Here is a 22,276-nt window from a genome sequence, read left to right on the forward strand (position 1 = left end):
TGCCAATCTGCTTACACAGGATTGCGGTTTTTTCAGGGCGTCTCACCCGGGCTGTCGGACGCCGCTGGCGCACTGTCGCCTTCTGGGAACAGCTCTGCCTGTTCTTCATCCGGCTCATCCTCGTCACGTCCCCCCATCGGCAAGGCACCGGGCGGTGGCCTGCTTTCGAGTAGACCTGCAGATCGCAACTCTTTCAAGCCTGGCAGATCACGGGCGCTTTCGAGGCCAAAATGATCCAGAAAACCCGGCGTCACGACAAATGTCACCGGACGGCCCGGCGCCATTTTGCGTCGTCCCAGTCGGATCCATTCCATTTCCAACAGTTGATCGATGGTGCCGCGCGCGACAGAGACGCCACGAATCTCTTCGATCTCGGCCCGCGTGATCGGCTGGTGATAGGCGATGATCGCCAAAGTCTCGATCGCAGCGCGGGACAGTTTGCGCTGTTCGACAGTTTCACGCTCCATCAGGAAGCCAAGGTCCGGCGCGGTGCGCATGGCCCAGGCCTCACCCACGTTTACAACGCGGACCCCGCGCCCTTCATAGCGGCTGCGCACATGTTCTATCGCTTGTGCCGGGTTACAGCCATGGGGCATGCGGGCGGCAAGATCGCGCAGGGTCACAGGTTCGGCGCTGGCGAATAAAACCGCTTCGACCATACGTTCCTGTTCGGCAATTGGTGGCGCGTCAAACAACGTATCGGTATCAAGTTGTTTCGGGTCGGTGGTCTGGTTCGTCTGAATATCCATCATTCACCTTCGTTGAGGCTGCGCAATTTGATCGGGGCAAAATTTTCACCCTGTCGCAATTCCAGCTTGCCTTCCTTGGCCAATTGCAGCGCCGCCGCAAAGGTGGCCGCCGTGGCAGAGCGCCGTTTCACCGGGTCGCTGTGCCAGCCATCGGGCAGATAGCTGATCATATCAGTCCAGTCGCCGGTAAAACCGATCAGGCTGCGCATACGTTCCAAAGCCTCCTCCATGGTGTAGACCGACTCGCGGTCCATCACGAAGGGGCGAAAATCATCCTTGGTGCGGATCCGGGCGTAGGCCTGCATCAGATCCAACAGGTTGGCGGAATAAGTCACGGATTTGACCCGTGTCACGCCCTCGCACATGCCACGTACAAAGAAGTCGCGACCGCGCTGGTCCCGCCCCAAAAGCCGGGCTGCCGCGTCTCGCATCGCCTGCAGACGTTCCAGTTGGAACGCCAGATGCGCGGCAAGCTCTTCACCAGACGGGCCGTCTTCGGTTGGATCGGGCGGCAACAGCAGACGTGATTTCAAAAAGGCCAGCCAAGCCGCCATCACCAGATAATCAGCGGCCAGTTCGATCCGCAGCTCTTTGGCGCGTTCCACAAAGGTCAGATATTGCCGCGCCAGCTCCAGCACGGAAATCTTGCGCAGGTCGACCTTTTGGGTGCGCGACAGCATCAGCAAAACGTCGAGCGGTCCTTCAAAACCGTCGACGTCCACAATCAGCGCTTCAGCCGCAAGCCGGTCTTCGACCGATTGCGTATTTTCGGGAAAAAGCGTGTCTTCAGCCATATACCTGTCCGCTCATGAGAGCGGATAGTTCGTCCTCTGCGGCGGAAATGTCAAGCGGTTGAGGTGGCTTTCGCAGGGCCAAGGCGGCGGATGCACGCCGCTGGGCGGCCTCCCCCATCTCTCCTGCGGCGCCTGCCACGGCGCTACGTTCGGCCAGATCCGCATTGCACAGCAGAACAACGTCACAGCCCGCCGCCAGCGATTTCCGGGAAATGTCGGCATAGGATCCGGACAAGGCTTTCATCGAGATATCGTCTGTCATCAACAGACCGTCAAACATCATCTCGGTCCGGATCAGGTCGACCACTTTCGGCGACAAAGTCGCGGGCTGTTCGTCAATTGCGTCAAAGACCACATGGGCCGTCATCGCCATGGGCAGATCATGCAGCACTTTGAATGCGGCGAAATCCTGGGCCGACAATTCATCTTGCGATGCGCTGACACGGGGCAGATCCAGATGGCTGTCAGAGACCGCGCGCCCATGACCGGGAATGTGTTTCAGAACCGGCAGAACGCCGCCATCCAGATGCCCGTCCGACACCGCGCGGGCAATGGACACCACATCTGGCGTCGCCTCCCCGTAGCAGCGGTTTTTCAAAAACGGGTGGGTGTCGGCCATGGCAACATCCGCAATTGGCGCGCAATTGCTGTCAATACCAAGGCTGCGCAGCTCATCCGCGATCAAACGATACCGCAGATACATGGCGCGCGCGGCGTTTTCGCCGGCTTGCGCTACGTGATCCAGCGGCGCTTTCCATTCGCGGGCGAGCGGTTTGCGCAAACGTTGCACACGGCCGCCTTCTTGATCGATGGTGATCAGACACTCATGGCCCGCAGCTTCGCGAAACTCATCACACAGCGCGCGCACCTGATCGGCGCTGTCGATATTGCGCGCAAACAGGATGAAGCCAAAAGGTTTGGTGTCGGCAAACAGGGCCTTTTCCTCGGCCGTCAGGCGTAGCCCTTCAGCATCCAGGATCGTGGCCCCGTAGCGTGTCATCGTGTGGTCACCGGAATACAATCGGCGCTGCCTGCCACCAATGCGGCGCAGAAGCGGCGTGCATCAGAGAGATCGTCAAACCCCATGGCGCGCAAACGGTAGAATGTCCGGCCACCGCTTTCGGCGCGTTGGATCACCCGTTGTTTGCCCGTCAGATAGTCGGAAAACCGAGCGGAAATCCGGGTCCATTCAGACCGTGCAACCTCTGCGCTTTCATATGCACCAAGCTGGGCCAATCGGGTGCCGGTTGGCAGGCTGGTTGGATCCACGTCGATGGCCTGGCTGGTGGCTTCGGCGGGGGCTGATGCTGACAGGCTCGCCGGGGTGAAACGCGCCGGACGAGCGGCGGGGCGCAGCGACACGCGAACGCCGGGAGCATCAAGCACAATAGATGCCACAACCGGTTCGATTTGTGTCAGCGGCTCTGGCGGGACGATCGCAGGTGCAAGCGCCGCAACCTGGGTCACATTTCCGGCTATGTCGGACACCCCAGCAATAGGCTCCACCCCTTCGGTTAGGCGGGCCACCAATGCGTCTATATCATTGCTTTGAACACCTTCGGGCCGGGCCGGAGTGGGCCGTGTTGGAGCAATATCCGCAACTGCCAGATCAAGGTTCACTGGCGTGTTCAACGTCTCAATCTCGCTCAGCTGAGCAAAGGTTTTGTCATCCGCGCTGAGATCCAGTTCTGCCGGTGCCAGCGTCAGTCGGTCAGCGGGAGCGGCGGCGGTTCCGGTGGCGGCCACCTCGTTCACGGCCAGACCCTGATTGTCTGCCGGGCGTCCGCCGGGCTCTTCGGGAGAAATCCGCAAAGGTCCTTCGGCGGCGCGCACAACCGGAATTCCGGTCACATCGCGGGTAATCAGATTGTAGCCCCAATAACCAACGCCGATCGCCAGCGCCAAGGAGGCAACGCCGCCCATGATGCCCAGGGTGCGGGTCCAGTCGCGTTTTTCCGCTGAGGGCGGTGCGTAGTCTTGCGCGCCTGCTGCGAACCCTTGTGACGGCGCCGCGTATAACGTGCTGTCATACGCGGATTGCGCATAAGTTTCGGTCCCCGGACCGCTGTAGCTGCTGTTCGGGGTGTCGGTGGACTGTTGAAAATTGTTATTTGACGAGGAATCCCGCTCTTGGAATCCCTCTTGGGAATAGGCCTGGTGCGCACCAGCCTGCGTAAAATACGCCATATCCGCCTCTCTGCCCACGCGCAGGCCTCGATTAAGCCATGCAACGGGTCTCGTTTGAACTCTGCCTCAGTCCAGCGGTAGCGTTTATTAGTTGCGAATTTGTTTTCGCGTTATCGCATTTCTTCCGCCGGTTTCACGCCAAGAATACCAAGACCTGCGGAAATGACAACGGAAACGGCACGCGCGAGCGCCAAATTTGCATGTGTTGCCGAATGGTCGCCCTCGTTAACAAAACGTAAACTCTGGTTAGATTTGCCAAGGTGATAAAGCCCGTGCAGCTCGGAGGCGAGGTCATACAGGTAAAACGCCACCCGATGCGGTTCATTGGTGCGCGCGGCGATCTCAACCAGACGGGGCCATTCAGCCAGCTTTTTGATCACGGCCAATTGCGTTGGATCAGACACCAAAGTCAGGTCCGCCGCAGACAGTGTCTCATCCGAGGCGGCAACGCCCTGCTCTGCCGCTTTGCGCAATGTCGAACAGATCCGCGCATTGGCGTATTGGACGTAGAACACCGGGTTGTCCTTGGACTGTTCCAGTGCTTTGTCGAGGTCAAAGTCCAGCCCTTGATCGTTTTTGCGTGTCAGCAGCATAAACCGGGTGACGTCTGCGCCGACGGCATCGACCACGTCGCGCAGGGTGACAAAGGTCCCTGCCCGTTTGGACATTTTGAATTCTGCGCCATCTTTGAACAGTTTCACAAGCTGGCACAATTTGACATCGAGCGGCACCCGACCGTCAGACAGCGCCGAAACGGCTGCCTTCATCCGTTTGACATAGCCGCCGTGATCCGCACCAAAGACATCGATCAGCTCGTCAAAGCCACGCGAGACTTTGTCATAGTGATAGGCAATGTCGGGCGCGAAATAGGTCCAAGAGCCGTCCGATTTCATCACCGCACGGTCCACGTCGTCGCCGTGATCTGTGGATTTGAACAATGTCTGTTCGCGCGCTTCCCAATCGTCCGGTTTCTTGCCCTTTGGCGGCTCCAACACGCCGCGGTAGACAAGGCCTTTGGCCTTCAACTCCTCCAACGCCGCTTCGATACGGCCGGTGCCATAGAGCGATTTTTCGGAGTAAAAGACGTCCATCTCGATCCCCAACAGGGCGAGATCTTCGCGGATCAGCTTCATCATTTCGTCGGTGGCAAACAGGCGGAACGTCTCTAGCCAGGCGTCTTCGGGCTGGTCGATATAGGCGTCGCCGTATGTCGCCTTGAGCGCCTCACCCACGGGTTTGAGATAATCCGCCGGATAGGTCCCATCAGGGAATTCAACGGTCTGACCGTGTGCTTCGAGATAGCGCAGATAGGCAGAGCGCGCCAGGACATCGACCTGTGCGCCGCCGTCGTTGATGTAATATTCGCGGGTCACGTCATAACCGGCATAGTCCAGCAGGCTCGCCAGCGCGTCGCCAAAGACCGCACCACGCGTGTGGCCCACATGCAGCGGGCCGGTCGGGTTGGCAGAGACGTATTCCACGTTCACGCGTTTGTTCTGGCCCATGGTTGAGCGGCCGTAAGCCTCACCTCCGGCCAAAACGGTGCCCAGCACAGACTGCCAAACCCCATCCGCAAGGCGCAGGTTCAAAAAGCCGGGGCCTGCAACCGATGCTTCGGTGATGCGCGCATCCTCGGCCAATTTGGCGGCAAGCGTGTCGGCAATGTCACGGGGTTTCATCTTGGCCGGTTTGGCCAGAACCATCGCCGCGTTGGTCGCCATGTCGCCATGCGCCGCATCGCGCGGCGGCTCTACCGCGACATTGGCAAAGTCGAGCCCATCGGGCAGCGCCCCATCCGCAACCATAGCGGTGAGGTTTTCGATCACAAGCGAATGAATATCGGTAAAGAGGTTCATATCCGGCGTCCTATTGTTCACTCCAGCGGATACCCACGCCCCGGCACAGGGTCAACCTCTCGGAGGGAATTTGATCAATCGAGACGATGGCTCCGCACCTGAGTTACAGCGGTGAGGCCGCCGCGCGTTCTGGAAACAAGCGTTCATGCAGCTGCAAGGCAAAGCGGTCCGTCATCCCGGCTATATAGTCCGACACCAACCGCACCCGTGCGAGGGTATCGGGACAGGCCTGAATTTCCGGATGCCACCGCGCCGGCATCTCCATCGTGTTCTCAAGGTAATAACCAAATAGATCCTCAACCACAGTGGCGACATGGCTGCGCACCACCATGACCGAAGGCGCGCGATACATTCGGGTGAACAGGAAGGCGCGGATTTCTTTCAGGTCCTGCCAAAGCGGTGCGGAAAAGGCCACAATGGGCCTGCCCAAGGCTCGCACCTCTTCGACGGATGCAACGCCCGAGGATTTCAGGTTGGCCTGCGACGTATCAATCACGTCTGACACCAGCGCTCCAAAAACACGCCGCAACGCTTCATGCCGTCTACGGGTGGGCTCCAGTTCGGGATACGTCTTGTCGACCACGGCAAACGCGTCCGAGACTATCGGCAGAGCGCAGATATCGTCGTCCGTAAACAGCCCCGCCCGCAGACCATCGTGTAGATCGTGGTTGTTATAGGCGATATCATCGGCCAATGCGGCAACCTGCGCCTCGGTACTGGCGTGGGTTTCAAGTTCCAAATCGAACTGTGTATTACACGCGGCCAAGGCCCAGGGCAGCTCCCCCAGAACCGGGCCATTGTGTTTGGCAATCGCCTCCAACGTCTCCCAGGTCAGGTTCAACCCATCAAATTCAGCATAGTGTTTTTCCAACTGGGTCACGATCCGGATGGCCTGCGCGTTGTGATCAAACCCGCCGTAAGGTTCCATCAGAGCATGCAGGGCGTCCTCGCCCGTGTGGCCAAAGGGCGTGTGGCCAAGATCATGCGCCAACGCCACGGCTTCGGTCAGTTCTTGGTTCAACCCCAAAGCGCCGGCAATAGTGCGCGCGACCTGTGCGACCTCAATGGAATGGGTCAGACGGGTGCGGTAATTGTCGCCTTCATGTTCCACAAAGACCTGCGTCTTGTGTTTCAACCGGCGAAAGGCGCTGGCATGGATGATCCGATCACGATCTCGCTGGAACGGGGAGCGAAAACTGCTTTCTTCTTCAAAGATGCCCCGGCCTCGGGTACGATCGGGCATGGTCGCGTAAACCGCATGGGTCAATGATCTTTTCCTTGAAGTAACCTTGTCGCCTGGTTCGCACCTTTCTATATAATGAGTTGCGCTGCAACACGGCATTGGAGAGATCACATGCAATTGCCTCCCAAAGTGACAGAACGGGCCTTTGAACGGCTGGCCGAAATCGGCGCCGCCTCCCAAGGGCAGGCGCTGCGCATTGCGGTCGAAGGCGGCGGCTGTTCGGGCTTTCAATATCAGATCGAACTGGACGCCCCTGCGGCCGAAGACTTGGTGCTGGAAGGCAACGGCGAAAAAGTAGTGGTCGACAGCGTGTCGCTGCCATTTCTGGCCGATGCGGTTATCGATTTCACCGAAGAGCTGATCGGCGCGCGGTTTGTGATCAACAATCCAAACGCCACTGCAAGCTGCGGCTGCGGCACCTCGTTCTCGATGTGAGCTTGGGGGGGGGCACGTCCGCCCGTCGCCTATGCCACGCGTCCGTTGCGCGCGAATGCTTCAAAGAAACGTTCGAAATGCGGCGAACCCTGCTCTGCACTGCGCAGCAGTTCGCCATCATCGGGTGATAGGGACGCCATAATCCGTGGCCTTGCCGCGCTCCAAGGCAGGCGCCCAAAATTTTCGTTGCTGAACATCACTTGTGACAGGGTACGCATCACCCCTTGTGTGCGCGCAGCCCGGATCATCATTGCACCGCCCGGAATGGTTGGCTCAAACCCGCCTCTACCTGCGAGCATGGCCCACCAGGCTCCGACAAAATACATGTGATAGTCATCATGGTTGCCATCAAAGGCACCCGGAATGAACCGATAGCGTCGCATCGAGGCGGCCAGCGTATCTTCCCACAACTTAGGCACAGTGCTGCCCGCATAGCGCAACGCGATACACACCTCAGCCAAGAGATCCATGTTCTGATCCAAATAGGCCAGCGTACCAACGTGCCGCAGACTGACCAGCGCCGCGCCTGGCAGCTGCGGATCCTTACGACCATATTCCGACAGGTAAAACACAATATGTGTCAGCTCATATGCGATTTTGGTGTTAGGAATGGCAAATTGAGCGCTACAATCGGTAAATGCCCGGAGCCGATCATTGAGGCCCATGTCATCCAAGGCGAGATTACGCCGTTTCAACAACCGATGAGCTTCGGCGCGTTGCAAATCTGACAGCTCGGCCTCGACTATATTTTCCTTCAATACCCATTGGGCGAGTTTTTCGGATTTTATTCCGGGATAGCCCAAGTCCTCCAAATCCATACATATCGACAGGTAGAACCGATAGTATTGGCGGAAGAACAAAAGTCGGCGATCTATGTCTTCATAAAAATTTTCGAATACATCCACGCAGTCTTTATCTATGTCGCCTGCGCATTCCAATATATTCAACAATTCCGCATTTTCCTTCAACCAGAAGACGTCACTCTCTTGCCTTCGGGAATTGCAGAATGAATCCAGAAGGATATCGGGCGTAGCTGCAATAGGGTGGCCTTGAACTCTGTCGCGTAAGAAAACAATATTTCCCATCACACCCTCATATATGAATAGGATCTGCGCCAGGACATAACCCGGCGCAGAAAGTCGGTTAGCTGCCTGACGAAAACAGCATTACGGCTTCACCACTATGGGTTTGTGCCGAACAGGTTGGCGCAGAGCCTGAGGAGAACAATTCAGTTCTGCCACCACCAAACTCTGAAGTCGCATTTTCAACAATGGACCCTGATGAGAACAAAGACGCCCCCTCACCAGAAAACGCGTCCATTTTCGGTGCGCTGTTGTTCGAGAATTCTTGTTTTACTAAAGCAGTCATTTCGACCTCCACAATTTTAGCCACCCCTCAATTGCGTTTCAAAATGAGTAAATAATCAACAAGAAAAATTACGAGCCGCGGTTGGCGAATTCAGGGAGTGGCAATATCCACAAAATAAGTCACTAAAAATCATGATCGATTTAAACTTATGAATATTTAATACATAACTTCTCAACAAGACAAAAATGCAAAGCTTGAATTGGAAAATGTTATACATCCTTAGATTGCCGCAATGCGGCAACAAACACCTCAGAGTTCGAATCGCCGCTGAACGCGAAGCCGGGCTTGCCCAACCCCGCCGCATCGGCGATAGAACAACCAACCAGCCTTGATGCGGAGAGACCACTATGAAAATCGCAACCTTCAACATCAACGGGATCAAGGCCCGCGTAAACGCGCTGCCAGAATGGCTGGACGAAGCACAGCCCGATGTCGTCGTTTTGCAAGAAATCAAATCCGTGGACGAGGGTTTCCCACGCGAGATCTTCGAAGAGCGCGGCTATAACGTCGAAACCCACGGACAAAAGAGCTTCAACGGCGTCGCGATCCTCTCCAAACTGCCACTCGAAGATGTCACGCTCGGCCTGCCAGGCGATCCAGAAGATGAACAGGCCCGCTGGATAGAAGCCACCGTTGTTGGCAAGACAGCCATTCGGATTTGCGGGCTTTATCTGCCCAACGGCAACCCGGTCGAACTCACCGCTGACGGCACCCCGGTGTCTGGTGGTAAATATGATTACAAACTGCTCTGGATGGCCCGGATGCAGAAACGCGCCGAGGATCTGCTGTCGCAAGAGATGCCGTTTTTGATGGCCGGGGACTATAACATCATCCCGCAAGCCGAAGACGCCAAACGGCCAGAGGCCTGGCACGAAGACGCGCTTCACCGACCCGAAAGCCGCGCGGCTTATCAATGCCTGCTCAATCTTGGCCTGACCGAGGCGTTCAGAGCCCGTACTCAGGCCAGTGGCCACTACTCTTTCTGGGATTATCAAGCCGGGGCCTGGAACCGCGACGATGGCATCCGCATCGACCACTTCCTGCTCAGCCCGCAGGTGGCAGACCTGTTGCGGGACTGCCAAATCGACAAAGAGATCCGCGGTCGGGAAAAACCCTCGGATCACGTGCCTGTTTGGGTCGACCTCGACATTTAAGCGATCCCCCTCAGCGGGCGCCACCTGCGCTGCGCCACGCGCAGCGCTTGGCCCAAGGGGGATGTGTCTTCTCATAGAAGACATATATCCCGCGCGGGAGACCCGCCTTTTTGGGGGCCAAATTAGGCCGCTGTCACATCGTGGCGGTAGATCCAGTCAAACTGGCGAACCATCTTTTCTGGGGCCAGTTGTCCTGAGAGTTTCAACCCAAAATGCGCAGGCCAAGAGAACGGTGAGCGCAGGTGAAACTTCCAGGCATTGCGATTGGCCGCACCCACAACTTTTGCCGCGCGTGACCGACGCAAGCTTTGATAGCGTTCCAGCCCTTCTGCTATATTCGGGGTCGTCTCAAGGCTTTGGGCCAGAACCCAGGCGTCTTCCAACGCAAGATTGGCCCCTTGAGCCATAAACGGCAACGTAGGATGCGCCGCATCCCCCAATATGGCCACGCCGGGCGCATGCCAGGACTTGGCGACCGGGTGGCGGAACAGCCCCCACAACCCAACCGTTTCAACCGCATTTATCAACTGCGCCGCCTCACCCCCAAAACCTGCAAACGCATCGCGCAGGTTTTGCGGATCATCCGCATGCGACCAGCCTTCGTCGACCCAGGCGCGTTGTTGCTGCACCGCCACCAGATTGACAAGGCTGCGGTCGCGCAAAGGATAGGCCACCAGATGTCGCCCCGGCCCCATAAAGACCTGCGCCTCGGCTGGAAGGTCAATCACATTGGGAACCACCGCGCGCCAGGCCACCTGCCCGGTGAAAAACGGTCGATCCTCCCCGTTCAGGGCGACCCGTGTGTGTGAATGCAACCCATCGGCGCCAAGGATCAGATCCGCCGCACAGGACGATCCATTGGCCAGCCGCACCAGCGGCTTGGGCCCGAGCGTGACCTCTTCGACCTGTTGCAACAGCCGCACCTGCACCCCGGCGGCGCGCGCCGCATCTGCCAGAATACGGATGAGATCCGAGCGATGGCTAAAGAAATAGGGCTGATCGGGCGCGTATTGGTCGAAATCCAACCGGACCACTGGTGTCCCGTCACGATGTTTGCGCAGCACCACCCCGTGGGAGCGTGGACATTTCCACGCCAGCTGATCCTCAAGGCCAAGGGCGCGCAAAACCGCAACCCCATTGGGCGTGATCTGCAGACCTGCGCCCACTTCGGAGATTTCCTCGGCCTGTTCCAGCACGGTTACGCTGGCCCGATGGGCGCGCAACGCCAGCGCTGCGGCCAGCCCACCGATACCTGCACCGATAATAAGGATCTTCTGGTCTTTGAGTGTCATGACACCTATTCCGTGCCCCCCACCCAAAGTCATAAAGAAAAAGACGCCAGAGCAAAAGAGCCCGGGCGTCTTATAAATTTTGTCGCGTCATCACGTGATCTGACAGATTGGTCAGTCGTCGCGATGAACCTTTTCCCGGCGCTCGTGGCGTTCCTGGGCTTCCAGGCTCATCGTGGCGATCGGTCGGGCGTCCAACCGTTTCAACGAGATCGGCTCACCTGTGACATCGCAATAACCGTATTCACCTTCGTCGATGCGGCGCAGGGCGGAATCGATTTTTGCAACCAGTTTGCGTTGACGATCACGGGTGCGCAGTTCAAGCGCACGGTCGGTTTCTTCACTGGCACGGTCTGCAACATCTGGGATATTGCGCGTGCCATCCTGCAGGCCTTCGATCGTATCACGGCTGTCTGCGAGGATGTCATGTTTCCAGTTGATCAACTTGCGGCGGAAGTATTCAACCTGCCTTTCATTCATGAAAGGCTCATCTTCGGCCGGGCGATAGTCATCCGGCAGAAACACTTCTTGCTTCATTTCGGCTCCTTCGGTCTGGCCCATAATGTCAGTCTCTTTATTGCTCTTTTCAAACATATGGCGTCCCATATCGCAGCGTTTATCGTCTCAACGACCAATTGTCACTACACAATCATACCTACGTGAGGTTAAAACGGCCCTTAACATCATACGTGCGCAGCAAGTTCAAGTTCCAGGAGCGAAATACATGCATTTTCAGGGCACTAAAGAATATGTCGCCACCGATGACTTAAAGGTCGCGGTCAACGCCGCTGTCACTTTGGAACGTCCGCTGCTGGTCAAAGGGGAGCCGGGAACAGGCAAGACCGAGCTTGCCAAACAGGTTGCAACCGCGCTGGATCTGAAAATGATTGAGTGGAATGTCAAATCCACAACCCGCGCGCAACAGGGGTTGTATGAATATGATGCCGTCAGCCGTCTGCGGGACAGCCAGCTGGGCGATGAACGCGTTCATGACGTGAAGAACTATATCAAAAAAGGAAAACTGTGGGAGGCGTTTGAAGCCGGCGAAAAAGTGGTTCTGTTGATTGATGAGATCGACAAAGCCGATATTGAGTTTCCCAATGACCTGCTGCAGGAACTCGACAAGATGGCGTTCCACGTCTACGAGACCGGCGAGACCGTCACCGCGCTGCACCGACCGATCATCATCATCACGTCAAACAACGAAAAGGAACTGCCGGACGCCTTCTTGCGGCGCTGTTTCTTCCACTACATCCGCTTTCCAGATGCCGACACCATGCGCCAAATCGTCGAGGTTCATCATCCCGGCATCAAAGAGGTGCTGCTGACCACCGCGTTGACCCAATTCTACGAGATCCGCGACACGCAGGGTTTGAAAAAGAAACCCTCCACCTCGGAAGTGCTGGATTGGCTCAAGCTGCTTTTGGCAGAGGACCTGTCACCCGAGGACCTGAAACGCGATGGTGCCAACGCCCTGCCCCGCCTGCACGGCGCGTTGCTGAAAAACGAACAAGACGTGCATCTGTTTGAACGGCTTGCCTTTATGGCGCGCAAAAACCGCTAACTCTGATCTCCGCGTGCGGCATTGGCTGCACCCACAACACAAGGCAATACTTCATGTTGGTTATCCTACCGATCATCTCTGGCGTCGTACTTGGGGCGTATCGCGCCAAGAAACGCGGCGGCAACACGTTGGACATGCTGCAATACGGCGCGGCATATGGCATTATCTTTGGCCTGGTTGGCCTTGCCATCACCATCATCGCCCACCGCATGCTGAGCTAGGTTCGCCCATGTTCCAGCCCTTCTTTGAAAACCTCCGGTCAGAATCGGTGCCTGTCTCCTTGCGGGAATATCTGACGTTTCTGGAGGCCTTGAAGCGGGGGCTGGTGACCTATGACATCGACGGGTTCTACTATTTGGCGCGTGCGGCCATGGTAAAGAACGAACGCCACATCGACCGGTTTGATCGCGCTTTTGCCACCACCTTCCAAGGATTGGAACAGATCCCGCATGACGCCGTGGCCGAGGCTGTGGATCTGCCCGAGGAATGGCTGCGCAAGATGGTGGAACGCCACCTGAGCGCGGATGAGAAGGCGGAGATCGAAGCCCTTGGCGGTTTTGATAGGCTGATGGAGACGCTCAAAGAGCGCCTGAAAGAACAGGAAGGCCGCCATCAGGGGGGCAACAAGTGGATTGGCACCGGTGGCACCTCCCCCTTTGGGGCCTATGGCTACAATCCCGAAGGCGTGCGCATTGGCCAGAACGAAAGCCGCCACCAACGGGCGGTCAAAGTCTGGGACAAACGCGAGTTCCGCAATCTGGACGGCGACGTTGAACTGGGCACCCGCAATATCAAAGTCGCGCTGAAACGCCTGCGCCGCTGGGTGCGCGACGGCGCCCATGAAGAGCTGGATCTGGACAACACCATCCGCGCCACGGCTGAACATGGCTATCTGGACGTCAAAACCCGCCCCGAGCGCCACAATGCGGTGAAAGTACTGTTGTTTCTGGATGTGGGCGGGTCGATGGATCCCCATATCAAAGTGGTGGAAGAGTTGTTTTCAGCCACCCGCGCGGAATTCAAACATCTGGAGTATTTCTACTTCCACAACTGCCTTTACGAAGGGGTATGGCGCGACAACAGCCGCCGTTCGGACCAGCAGATCCCGACCATGGAAGTGCTGCGTACCTATGGGTCCGACTATAAATGTATCTTTGTTGGGGATGCATCGATGTCCCCCTATGAGATCGCCTATCCCGGCGGGGCCAATGAACATTGGAACCAGGAGGCCGGACAGACCTGGTTGGAACGTGCGCGCCAGCAATGGCCCGCCCATATGTGGATCAACCCACTGCCCGAGCAACGCTGGGGCTATACCCATTCCATTGGGATGATCCAGGAGATATTCGAAGACCGGATGGTGCCGATGACACTCTCCGGTCTTGAACGTGGCATGAAAGAGCTTGGACGTTAGCGCTTGGCATCTTCGCGTTACATCGGCGCGGCGCGCATCCGCGCGTGACGCAATGCGCGCAGTTCATCTGTTGACGGGCGTTTCTTTTTCCGGCTTTGCCGCTTGGTCTTTAGATGGTCGAATTCGCGCGGGTCTTTGGTCTGGTTGCACAAGGTCAACGCCAAGAGCCCCGCCGTGCCAGCCAGCAAAACCGCCAATGCGCCGCCGGATTTTGATAGGATCTCCACGGTCTCTGCGGGCAAATTCAACCCGTTAATCGCCGCCTGTGCCAGGCTCATCACTGCAAACCCTGCAAGGCCCAGACCGATGAACAAAAACGGCCCCAGCTCACGCAGATTGGGCGTTCTGACACGCCGAGGCAGCAGTTGTGGAGCGGCAAAGAACAGACACAACGGCGCGGTGCCCAAGATCAGCACGAGGCTTGGCCACACATCGTCAGTGCCGTTTTGCACGAGATTAAGAAGGGTTTGATGTCCGTGAATGACCAAAAAAGGCAGGCCCAACAAAGCCAAAGCCCGCAGGCAAAGGTGGTACGCGACTAAAGTTACACTGCGCATGATTGTTTCCTGTTTTACTTGTTACCACTCGTTAACCAAGGATTAACCACGATTCAGGGCAAAACTAGGGTAGAAAGCAGACAGCTATTGTCCTTTTCTGTGCCGGATCCCATATCAGTCTCATGCTCAAGTTTTCTCCCATTCTTCTGGCGCTCATCTATGGGCTGGTCACCTACCGACTGTCTGTCTGGCGCACCCACAAGGAACTGGACCAGCGCTCGACCGAGCTTGCCGACCGGCGTATGAAACAGGTGACCGACCAGCTTGCAGCCGCGTTGGAACTGCCCCGCATCCCGGTGTTTATCTATGAGGTCGACCCGGTGAATGGATTGGCTGCGCCGGATGGACGGATTTTCATCACCCGCGGCTTTTATCAGAAATACAAAAACGGTGAGGTCACGGCCGAGGAAATGGCCAGCGTGATTGCGCATGAGCTTGGGCACGTGGCACTTGGCCATGCGCGCAGACGGGCGATTGATTTTTCCGGTCAGAACGCCCTGCGCACCGCTTTGATGATGATCATCGGGCGGTTTGTGCCGATGATCGGTCCCTGGATTGCGGGCATGTTGACCAACCTACTGGCGGCGCGGCTGTCGCGCGGGGACGAATATGAGGCGGATGAATATGCCGCCGCGCTTCTCAGCAAGGCCGGTATCGGGATCGCACCGCAAAAAGAGATGTTTCGCAAACTGGATGAGCTGACACAGTCCCGCGCCGGCATGGCGCCCGCTTGGTTGATGAGCCACCCGAAAACCGATGAACGCATCGCGGCGCTGGAACAGCTTGAGGCGAAATGGGACCACTCTAAACCAAGTTAATTGGCGAATGTGTCCCGTTCAAAAGCCACAAGGTTGCCGCCCGCCACCAAATGTTCCAAGAACAATTCCCGCACATAAGCGTCGCTTTGGTTCAAGAACTTGATTTCATCGGCTGTCAGTTCCCGCCGCGTATACCCTTGGTCGACAAGACATTTGTCGACCGCATTGCGCGCCCCGTTTTCACGAATGTGTTCCGCCGTCGCCGCGATCGTCAAGGGACCGACGATGATGCCCCCCCACAAAGGGCTGAACCAGTAGCTGGCGGTCAGGTTCTGCCGCGCACCAATCGGTCCCTGCGGCGCACACAGCTCAAAAGCTGCTTTTGCATCATCCAGCGACTTGCCAGCCTGAAACGGAACGGATGGACCAGGTGCCTCAGCACAAGCGGCAAGAAGCCCCAGGCCGAGAAACGACCATTTGCGCGCAACGCGACGAACGGTGGAAGTCACAGAAAGAAGCGGCATATGCAGGGTCATAATAGAAATTCCGAAAACGAAAAGCGGGATGGTCCAGTACAACCAGAGATATCACTAGATTTCACCTGATATCAAATGCCTTAGGATGAGGTTTTAAAAGAAATTTATCCCTGTGGCGGCGCTGCCCCGGATTACGCCTGTGACAGGGCTTTGGCCAATCGCGGCAGCCGGGCTTTTTTCAGCAGGCGGCGGATGTCCCAAATGTCGCCGGACATCTGATTTGCCGTTGCCAGAATACGCGCACCGACCGACTCAATCGCCTGCGGCTCGGCCAACCAGAAGCCATACAGCAGCTCATCCGGTGTGTGGCGCAACAGGCCTTCCTCACTCAGCGTGTGGCGCGGGAAATCTTTGTTGTTCACGGTGACAATACCGTCTGCATGTCCGACTATTGCTGCCGCCAGCACGTGAATGTCTGCCTCATCCGGAAGCCACAGCCGCGCCTCAACTCCGGCGGCGGGCGTGACCTCAGCCTTTGACCAAGCCGAGCGCAGCAATGCAATCTCACCCCGCGCTTGCGCTTCGCCTTCGGGGCCCAGTTTGCGTGAGGCCCGCGCCCATTCTTCCAGAATGCGAGCGGACCACAGCGGGGTAAAACACCCTTGCTGCGCTGCGCCCAACAACATCTCACGCATGACCGTTGGGTAGATCACACAGGTGTCGAGCAGCAGCTTCACAAGATCAATCCAGCCGGAAGAAGACAGATTTCAGATATCCGCTCTCTGCCAATTGCGGCATTTGCGGATGGTCCGGCCCGGCATAGCCCGTGTGCAACAGCTGCCCACGCCGCCCAGCGCGGCCAATGCCGCGGGCCGACGAATTGCGAAATTTGGTCAGATCTGCCGCGTGTGAACAGGAACACAGGCCGAGGTATCCGCCCGGAGCCACAAGCGGGGCTGCAAGTTTTGCCACGCGTTCATAGGCGCGCAATCCGGCCTCAAGTGCGACTTTTGACGGGGCAAAGGCCGGTGGATCACAAACGACCACATCAAACTGCGCCCCTTCTTCGCCAAGGGCGGTCAGGACTCCAAAGGCATCGCCCTGACGGGTCACAAGCCGGTCGCCACATCCGCTGGCTTTTGCTCCCATTTGCGCCAATTCCAGCGCGGCCGCAGATCCATCAACGCAAGTGGCCGTTCCGGCCCCGTTGGCCAGCATCGCCAGACCAAATCCGCCCACATGGGAAAACACGTCCAAAACCCGCGCACCCTCAGCCACCAGACGCGCAGCAAAGGCATGGTTGTCGCGCTGGTCAAAGAACAGACCGGTTTTCTGCCCACCGGTCAGATCGGCCATATAGGTCGCGCCGTTCATCTCGACCGGCACAGGCGCATCGGGGGCTTGGCCCAGCATAACCTGCTCCACATCGTCCAGCCCTTCGAGGGACCGGGTGCGGCCGGAGGCGTTTTTCAAAATTGTGCTGCAGCCAGAGACCTTGGCAAGGGCCGCACACAGCGCCTCGATATGGGCATCGGCCCAGGCGGCGTTGGGCTGCACCACACAGGTGTCACCAAAACGGTCAATGATTACACCGGGCAGGCCATCGGCCTCGGCATGGATCAGACGATAATAAGGCTGCGCATAGAGCTGCGCGCGCAGTTGCAGGGCGCGCGTCAAGCGGGTTTCAAACCATCTTTGGTCAATCTCGACATCGCAGTCACGATCCAGCATCCGGGCAATGATCTTGCTGTCGGGGTTGACGGCCACCACCCCCAATGGGCTCTGTCCTTCATCCTCAAGCACGGCCAAAGTGCCGGGTGCCAGCTTGCGCGTGCGCCGGTCCGTCACCAATTCATTGGAATAGACCCAGGGAAACCCATGGCGCAGCGCGCGGGCGTTTGCTTTGGGTTTCAGTCTGATACGGGGGCGCACAAGCGCATCTGTCGGATCTGTCATACGCCCTCTTACCCAGATGTCTGCACAGGGAAAAGGGGGAAGCGTGTTTTTGACAGTCTAACGTGCCCGCCCGCGCCATCCCCCGCGCCGCTTTGGGCGTGCTGTGTCGGCTAAGCCTGCTTGCAACACCTCGGTCATCGGATGAGCGGGGTGGTCGCCCTGATAGGCCTGCAACAGCTGTTCGATCGCGTCTTTGCTGTTGATCCCCTCCGGCAAGCTCAGCGCCCAGTCGAGGAAGATACTGCGGCACTGTTCTGTTGTGATCCCGTCAATGCGGAAGGCCTCGTAGATCAACCCCTTTGGGTCCAGTGCGTCATTCTTGGTCATTCGTACCCTCAAACTTCAAAGCCGCCTCTGCAATCTCGGCGCAAGTTGCGTAGCGTGCGGTGAGCGTGTTCACCAATTCATCCATGTCACCCATCCCGGCCACGCGACAGATAAACCGGGCCGCACCTTCGCCCATCGCCTCGCGGCCCAATGGCTGATCGCTGAGCAGGCGCGCGGCCATTTGTATCTCGACAAACAGATCATAACTGGCACGCAACTGATCCACCTGATCCTTTGCCAACCACCCGCAGGCCACGGCCGCATTCAGCCCGGCGTCGATGCCGCGCTCGGGTTCGCCCGCAAGCAGCGCGCCGGTCTGCGCCAGCAGCTCCACATCCACCATACGCCCTGCGCCGTTTTTAACATCCAGCAGGCCTTTGGGCTGTTTGGACGCCGACAGGCGTGCGCGCATTTCCGACACCTCACGCAGGGCTGTTTGGCGGTTGGTGTCGGTTTTCAATACGTCCGCGCGGATCACCTCGACGTCATTGGCCAGACCTGGCGTCGCCGAGACCACCCGCGCGCGCGTCAGCGCCAGATGTTCCCACATCCAGGCTTCATTGCGTTGATAATTGTCAAAAGCGCCAAGGCTGGTGGCCACGGGTCCTTGCGTGCCAGAGGGGCGCAGACGCATGTCGACCTCATACAATCGTCCCCGCGCCATCGGGGCGGTGAGCGCCGTGATCAGAGCCTGCGTCAGACGCGCATAATAAGCCCGCGACGGCAGGGGGCGTTTCCCGTCCGAGCTTTCATGGGACTGCGGATCATAGATGACAATCAGGTCGAGATCCGATTTGGCCGTCATCTGACGCGCCCCAAGCGAGCCCATGCCCAAGACCGCCAGCCCCCGCCCCGGCGGGGGTCCGTGTTTGCTAGCAAACTGGTCGACAACTACAGGCGTCACCCCGTCGATCACCACCGAGGCCAGCTCAGCATATTGCTGCCCTGCCTGTTTGCCGCTGATCAAGCCGCGCAGATGGTGGACCCCGATACGAAAGGTCCATTCCTTGCACCAGGACCGCGCCGCATCCAGTTTGGCCTCATAATCATCCTCGGCCACCAGCCGCGCGTTGAGCTCTCCCAAAAGGGTGGCGGCCGTAGGCCAGGGCGCAAAAAACGCACCGCCAATAACCGCGTCGAACACGGATGAATTGCGTGACAAAAACTCTGCAAGCTCTTGCGACGTCCCAACAATATCCATCAACAGATCGATCAGTTGTGGGTTTGCCTCAAACAAAGCAAACAGCTGCACCCCCGCCGGCAACCCGGCCAAAAAACCATCCAGCGCCAAGAGCGCCTCGGTTGGTTGTGCGGTTTTCGACAGGCGCGCCAAAAGCTCAGGGCGGAGCCGGTCGAAAATCTGCGCCCCGCGTTCGGACCTCAGCGCCGGATAGGTCCGCCAGCGGCGGATCACATCATCGTCCAGATCGGGCGGCAGTTCGGGGTCTTCGTCTTTTGCCGGGCCACCAGTGCCGGGCGCAAAGAAACGATCCGCCAAGGTCCGCACCGCATGCAGGCGTTGACCCACGTCGTCCAGCAGCTCTTGTGTGTCCAGATCCATCAAACAGGCGATCCGGGCAAGGCCGTCTTCGGATTTTGGCATCCGGTGGGTCTGGGCGTCATGCACCATCTGGATGCGGTGCTCGACTGTGCGGTGCATGCGATAATGGTCGCTCAGCTCCTCTGCGACCTCAGCCGCGAACCAACCCTTTTGTGCCAGACGTTCCAACCCTTTGACCGTTTCACGACAGCGCAGTTCCGGGTCGCGCCCACCTGCAATCAACTGGCGGGTCTGGGTGAAAAACTCGATCTCACGAATACCGCCCTGCCCCAGTTTCATGTCATGTCCCGGAACAGACAGATCACCATAGGTGCCTTTGTTCGCGCGGATCCGCAGGCGCATGTCATGGGCATCCTGGATGGCGGCGAAATCCAGATGGCGTCGCCACACAAAGGGACGCAAGCCTTTCAGGAAGGTCTCACCCGCAGCGATGTCTCCCGCACAGGCGCGGGCCTTGATGTAGGCGGCCCGCTCCCACGTGCGCCCCAGACTTTCGTAATACCGCTCGGCCGCCTCCATCGCGACGCAGACCGGGGTGACAGCCGGGTCGGGTCGCAGGCGCAAATCGGTGCGAAAGACATACCCATCGGCTGTCTTGTCGCTGAGGATACCGCACATGTTGCGGGTGGCGCGCACCAGGGCCTGACGCACCTCGTAAAAATCATTCGGGTCATACCGGGTTTCGTCAAACAGGCAGATCAAATCAATGTCGGAGCTATAGTTCAGCTCATGCGCGCCCATCTTCCCCATGGCGAGCACCGACAGACCCGCGGCCGAGGCGATATCCGCCTCGGATTGTCCCGGCAGCTTGCCACGGGCGATCAGCTTGGCGACCTCAGACTTCAGAGCCACATCCACCGACAGCGCTGCGAAATCCGACAGGGCGGTTGTCACCTGCTCCAAGGTCCAATGACCTGACAAATCGCAGAGCGCCGTCAACAAAGCGATCCGCCGTTTGGCACGACGCAGTTCCATACGGAGCTGCGCGTCCTCGATGTTTGGCATGTCATCCAACACCTGCGCCAAAGCCGCGCTTGGATTGTCCAAGGCGTCTGCAAGCCAGTCACGTTCGTGCTGGATCAAGCTTTTCAGATAGGGGCTGCTGCCCGCGGTGCCTGCAATTAAGGCGCGATACTCGGGCTTTAACCACGGCAGTTGATCCAACGTCTCTTGTGCAAGTGCGTCATCAAAGGGGCGCGGCGAACGGGTCATTTGCAAAGCAGTGGTCATGCCCACAACCTGCGCTGCCCGCATGGGAAGGTCAATTCCTTGATGGCTGATACGAGGCACATATATTGGCCGTTACCGGAAGAAGCAGGAAGAAGCAGGAAGAAGCAGGAAGAAGCAGGAAGAAGCAGGAAGAAGCAGGGTAAGTCAATAAAAACAGAGGTTCACGCAATCAAAAGAGACAAAGTGGTGGTGACTTTCGTGTCCGTCATAGAGGGCATAAATATCGATTTAAGGCGACTTGATGCCTGGTCGGGACAAAGATGTCGTCAAACTCAACAGAATCCCAAAAACTCAATTTAAACAACGCTTTACCCTTGGAGGCGCTGTTCATTGGTCACTTAGGTTTGAGGCCAGCGGATATCTGGAACCTGAAACAAGGTTTTCAGGTTCCTTTTTCTTTTTCGACAACCAAATTCAACCATACGAAACAACACCTTAAAGGTCCATCATCTACTCAGCTGCGACACGGGAACTTAAGACCGTTTTAGGCCCCTTCAGCATGGTCGACATGGTGCAGTACTTCTTAGAACCGTAAGCAACCGAAACACTGCCACAGCGGGTTACGTAACCCAGACGATTTAGGATGCTTACGTAATTGGTGCGCGAAAATGCGATGGTTTCGGTAGCACCTTGCGCCAGCAGGAAGCGGTTAGCGGTGGAGAACAACAGTTCCAAAGATGAAATTGAGCGCGCTTCTGTTCTGGTCATTTTCTAACACTCACCGCCCAGTGGCAACTGCAAACCGTGGATAATATTAGGAGGAATGGAGGGAAGTTTACCATTCACCGCGTCCTGGATCAGCTACAATGGCTGCCCGCGACGCAAAGGGACCCCTGACCGCACTGTAACAAAGGGGAAAACGCGTGTGTTATGGGACATTAGTAATTGCAGAAGCCGGAAGAGACCGGAAAATCTCGGAAGGGCTAATGAAATAAGAGGCTTGGATGGGATTGGCGCTGAAAAACCAAAGTTGAAAGAGCGGCTTCAACTGATCTTAAAACAAGCGTCGAAGCCATAAACTGAAAGCCTGGGACACTTTCGTTTTCAAAAGGGTCCAGTTCGGAAACGTACAAGAAAACAAGGCTAAACGGCCACTGTGCTTGAAACTACATTGCCGAAGCTACGTTCAGGACTTGAAAATAGTCGGATTTTGCAGCGCCAGCAGTTTCAAGTTGGAAAAGTTGTTTCACAGCAAGCATATAAGACAACGGTTTGCCTCGATATAGGGTCCCTAACATGAAACGTATTTTCCGTTCCAGATTTAAGGTGCCGCACCGGCGCGTGAACCGGGGCGGCAGATCACATCAACAGGCGAACAGCTCCAACACAATATGTGCCAAAGCAGATGGGGTGGATGG

23 protein-coding genes are annotated in these 22,276 nt (G+C 57.5%); 6 read left to right on the plus strand and 17 right to left on the minus strand.

Features of this window, described 5'->3' with window-relative positions; genetic code table 11:
- Window positions 1-32: 32 nt before the first annotated feature.
- From scpB to KMP13_RS15570, 6 genes are all read right to left on the minus strand, one after another.
- Window positions 33-752, minus strand: a complete 720-nt coding sequence (scpB, locus tag KMP13_RS15545; RefSeq protein ID WP_251363892.1) for an SMC-Scp complex subunit ScpB — start codon at window positions 750-752, stop codon at window positions 33-35.
- Window positions 749-1,543: a segregation and condensation protein A gene (locus KMP13_RS15550; RefSeq protein WP_215266894.1), complete on the minus strand. Its 795-nt coding sequence runs from the start codon at window positions 1,541-1,543 to the stop codon at window positions 749-751. The genes scpB and KMP13_RS15550 overlap by 4 nt, the downstream gene beginning before the upstream one ends.
- Window positions 1,536-2,543: a beta-N-acetylhexosaminidase gene (gene nagZ / locus KMP13_RS15555; protein WP_215266895.1), complete on the minus strand. Its 1,008-nt coding sequence runs from the start codon at window positions 2,541-2,543 to the stop codon at window positions 1,536-1,538. The genes KMP13_RS15550 and nagZ overlap by 8 nt, the downstream gene beginning before the upstream one ends.
- Window positions 2,540-3,730 (minus strand): SPOR domain-containing protein, encoded by a 1,191-nt coding sequence (locus KMP13_RS15560; protein WP_215266896.1) that lies wholly within the window; start codon window positions 3,728-3,730, stop codon window positions 2,540-2,542. The genes nagZ and KMP13_RS15560 overlap by 4 nt, the downstream gene beginning before the upstream one ends.
- A 110-nt stretch (window positions 3,731-3,840) precedes the next feature.
- Window positions 3,841-5,586, minus strand: coding sequence for an arginine--tRNA ligase (gene argS / locus KMP13_RS15565; RefSeq protein ID WP_215266897.1), 1,746 nt, complete (start codon window positions 5,584-5,586; stop codon window positions 3,841-3,843).
- 103 nt (window positions 5,587-5,689) lie between these two features.
- Complete coding sequence (locus KMP13_RS15570) at window positions 5,690-6,853, minus strand: deoxyguanosinetriphosphate triphosphohydrolase (protein WP_285895556.1); 1,164 nt, start codon at window positions 6,851-6,853, stop codon at window positions 5,690-5,692.
- A gap of 87 nt (window positions 6,854-6,940) precedes the next feature.
- Here KMP13_RS15570 and KMP13_RS15575 point away from each other — a divergent pair, with 87 nt between their 5' ends.
- Window positions 6,941-7,264, plus strand: a complete 324-nt coding sequence (locus KMP13_RS15575) for a HesB/IscA family protein (protein ID WP_215266898.1) — start codon at window positions 6,941-6,943, stop codon at window positions 7,262-7,264.
- Window positions 7,265-7,293: 29 nt separating this feature from the next.
- Here the strand turns inward: KMP13_RS15575 and KMP13_RS15580 are convergent, their stop codons facing one another.
- Both KMP13_RS15580 and KMP13_RS15585 read right to left on the minus strand, forming a co-directional pair.
- Window positions 7,294-8,349: a DUF6902 family protein gene (locus KMP13_RS15580; RefSeq protein ID WP_435370364.1), complete on the minus strand. Its 1,056-nt coding sequence runs from the start codon at window positions 8,347-8,349 to the stop codon at window positions 7,294-7,296.
- A gap of 58 nt (window positions 8,350-8,407) precedes the next feature.
- A complete protein-coding gene (locus KMP13_RS15585; protein WP_215266900.1) occupies window positions 8,408-8,632 on the minus strand; it encodes a DUF6749 family protein in 225 nt (74 codons plus the stop codon).
- Window positions 8,633-8,979: 347 nt separating this feature from the next.
- Here KMP13_RS15585 and xth point away from each other — a divergent pair, with 347 nt between their 5' ends.
- Window positions 8,980-9,786 carry an exodeoxyribonuclease III gene (xth, locus tag KMP13_RS15590; protein WP_215266901.1) on the plus strand — a complete coding sequence of 269 codons (807 nt, stop codon included), beginning with the start codon at window positions 8,980-8,982 and terminating at the stop codon, window positions 9,784-9,786.
- Window positions 9,787-9,908: 122 nt separating this feature from the next.
- Here the strand turns inward: xth and KMP13_RS15595 are convergent, their stop codons facing one another.
- Entirely contained in the window at window positions 9,909-11,078 is a 1,170-nt protein-coding gene (locus KMP13_RS15595) for an FAD-dependent monooxygenase (protein ID WP_215266902.1), read from the minus strand.
- Between the two features lie 111 nt (window positions 11,079-11,189).
- Complete coding sequence (gene dksA, locus KMP13_RS15600; protein ID WP_215266919.1) at window positions 11,190-11,612, minus strand: RNA polymerase-binding protein DksA; 423 nt, start codon at window positions 11,610-11,612, stop codon at window positions 11,190-11,192.
- A gap of 187 nt (window positions 11,613-11,799) precedes the next feature.
- On the opposite strand from dksA, the gene KMP13_RS15605 reads away from it, so the two are divergent.
- From KMP13_RS15605 to KMP13_RS15615, 3 genes are read left to right on the plus strand one after another with little or no spacing between them, the layout of a single operon-like run.
- Complete coding sequence (locus KMP13_RS15605) at window positions 11,800-12,639, plus strand: AAA family ATPase (protein WP_215266903.1); 840 nt, start codon at window positions 11,800-11,802, stop codon at window positions 12,637-12,639.
- 53 nt (window positions 12,640-12,692) lie between these two features.
- Window positions 12,693-12,860, plus strand: a complete 168-nt coding sequence (locus KMP13_RS15610) for a hypothetical protein (protein ID WP_215266904.1) — start codon at window positions 12,693-12,695, stop codon at window positions 12,858-12,860.
- An 8-nt stretch (window positions 12,861-12,868) separates the two neighbouring features.
- Window positions 12,869-14,053, plus strand: a complete 1,185-nt coding sequence (locus KMP13_RS15615) for a vWA domain-containing protein (RefSeq protein ID WP_215266905.1) — start codon at window positions 12,869-12,871, stop codon at window positions 14,051-14,053.
- Between the two features lie 17 nt (window positions 14,054-14,070).
- Here KMP13_RS15615 and KMP13_RS15620 read toward each other — a convergent pair whose 3' ends face one another.
- Window positions 14,071-14,610, minus strand: coding sequence for a hypothetical protein (locus tag KMP13_RS15620; RefSeq protein ID WP_215266906.1), 540 nt, complete (start codon window positions 14,608-14,610; stop codon window positions 14,071-14,073).
- 122 nt (window positions 14,611-14,732) lie between these two features.
- Between KMP13_RS15620 and KMP13_RS15625 the strand changes: the two genes are divergently transcribed.
- Complete coding sequence (locus tag KMP13_RS15625) at window positions 14,733-15,428, plus strand: M48 family metallopeptidase (RefSeq protein ID WP_215266907.1); 696 nt, start codon at window positions 14,733-14,735, stop codon at window positions 15,426-15,428.
- On the opposite strand, the gene KMP13_RS15630 is transcribed toward KMP13_RS15625, so the two are convergent.
- The 6 genes from KMP13_RS15630 to KMP13_RS15655 all read right to left on the minus strand — a co-directional run bounded on the left by KMP13_RS15630 (window position 15,425) and on the right by KMP13_RS15655 (window position 21,626).
- Window positions 15,425-15,904 carry a hypothetical protein gene (locus KMP13_RS15630; protein WP_251363893.1) on the minus strand — a complete coding sequence of 160 codons (480 nt, stop codon included), beginning with the start codon at window positions 15,902-15,904 and terminating at the stop codon, window positions 15,425-15,427. The two genes, KMP13_RS15625 and KMP13_RS15630, sit on opposite strands and share 4 nt — an antisense overlap.
- Window positions 15,905-16,035: 131 nt before the next feature.
- Window positions 16,036-16,581, minus strand: a complete 546-nt coding sequence (locus KMP13_RS15635) for an RSP_2648 family PIN domain-containing protein (RefSeq protein WP_215266908.1) — start codon at window positions 16,579-16,581, stop codon at window positions 16,036-16,038.
- Between the two features lie 4 nt (window positions 16,582-16,585).
- Window positions 16,586-17,800: an RSP_2647 family RNA methyltransferase gene (locus tag KMP13_RS15640; RefSeq protein WP_215266909.1), complete on the minus strand. Its 1,215-nt coding sequence runs from the start codon at window positions 17,798-17,800 to the stop codon at window positions 16,586-16,588.
- A gap of 57 nt (window positions 17,801-17,857) precedes the next feature.
- Window positions 17,858-18,127 carry a hypothetical protein gene (locus tag KMP13_RS15645; RefSeq protein ID WP_215266910.1) on the minus strand — a complete coding sequence of 90 codons (270 nt, stop codon included), beginning with the start codon at window positions 18,125-18,127 and terminating at the stop codon, window positions 17,858-17,860.
- Window positions 18,114-20,918, minus strand: coding sequence for a bifunctional [glutamine synthetase] adenylyltransferase/[glutamine synthetase]-adenylyl-L-tyrosine phosphorylase (locus KMP13_RS15650; RefSeq protein WP_215266911.1), 2,805 nt, complete (start codon window positions 20,916-20,918; stop codon window positions 18,114-18,116). The genes KMP13_RS15645 and KMP13_RS15650 overlap by 14 nt, the downstream gene beginning before the upstream one ends.
- Window positions 20,919-21,368: 450 nt before the next feature.
- On the minus strand, window positions 21,369-21,626 hold the full coding sequence (locus KMP13_RS15655) for a hypothetical protein (protein WP_215266912.1): 258 nt from the start codon (window positions 21,624-21,626) through the stop codon (window positions 21,369-21,371).
- Window positions 21,627-22,276: the final 650 nt, after the last annotated feature.

This window comes from Epibacterium ulvae (assembly GCF_018678075.1).
Taxonomy (GTDB): domain Bacteria; phylum Pseudomonadota; class Alphaproteobacteria; order Rhodobacterales; family Rhodobacteraceae; genus Epibacterium; species Epibacterium ulvae_A.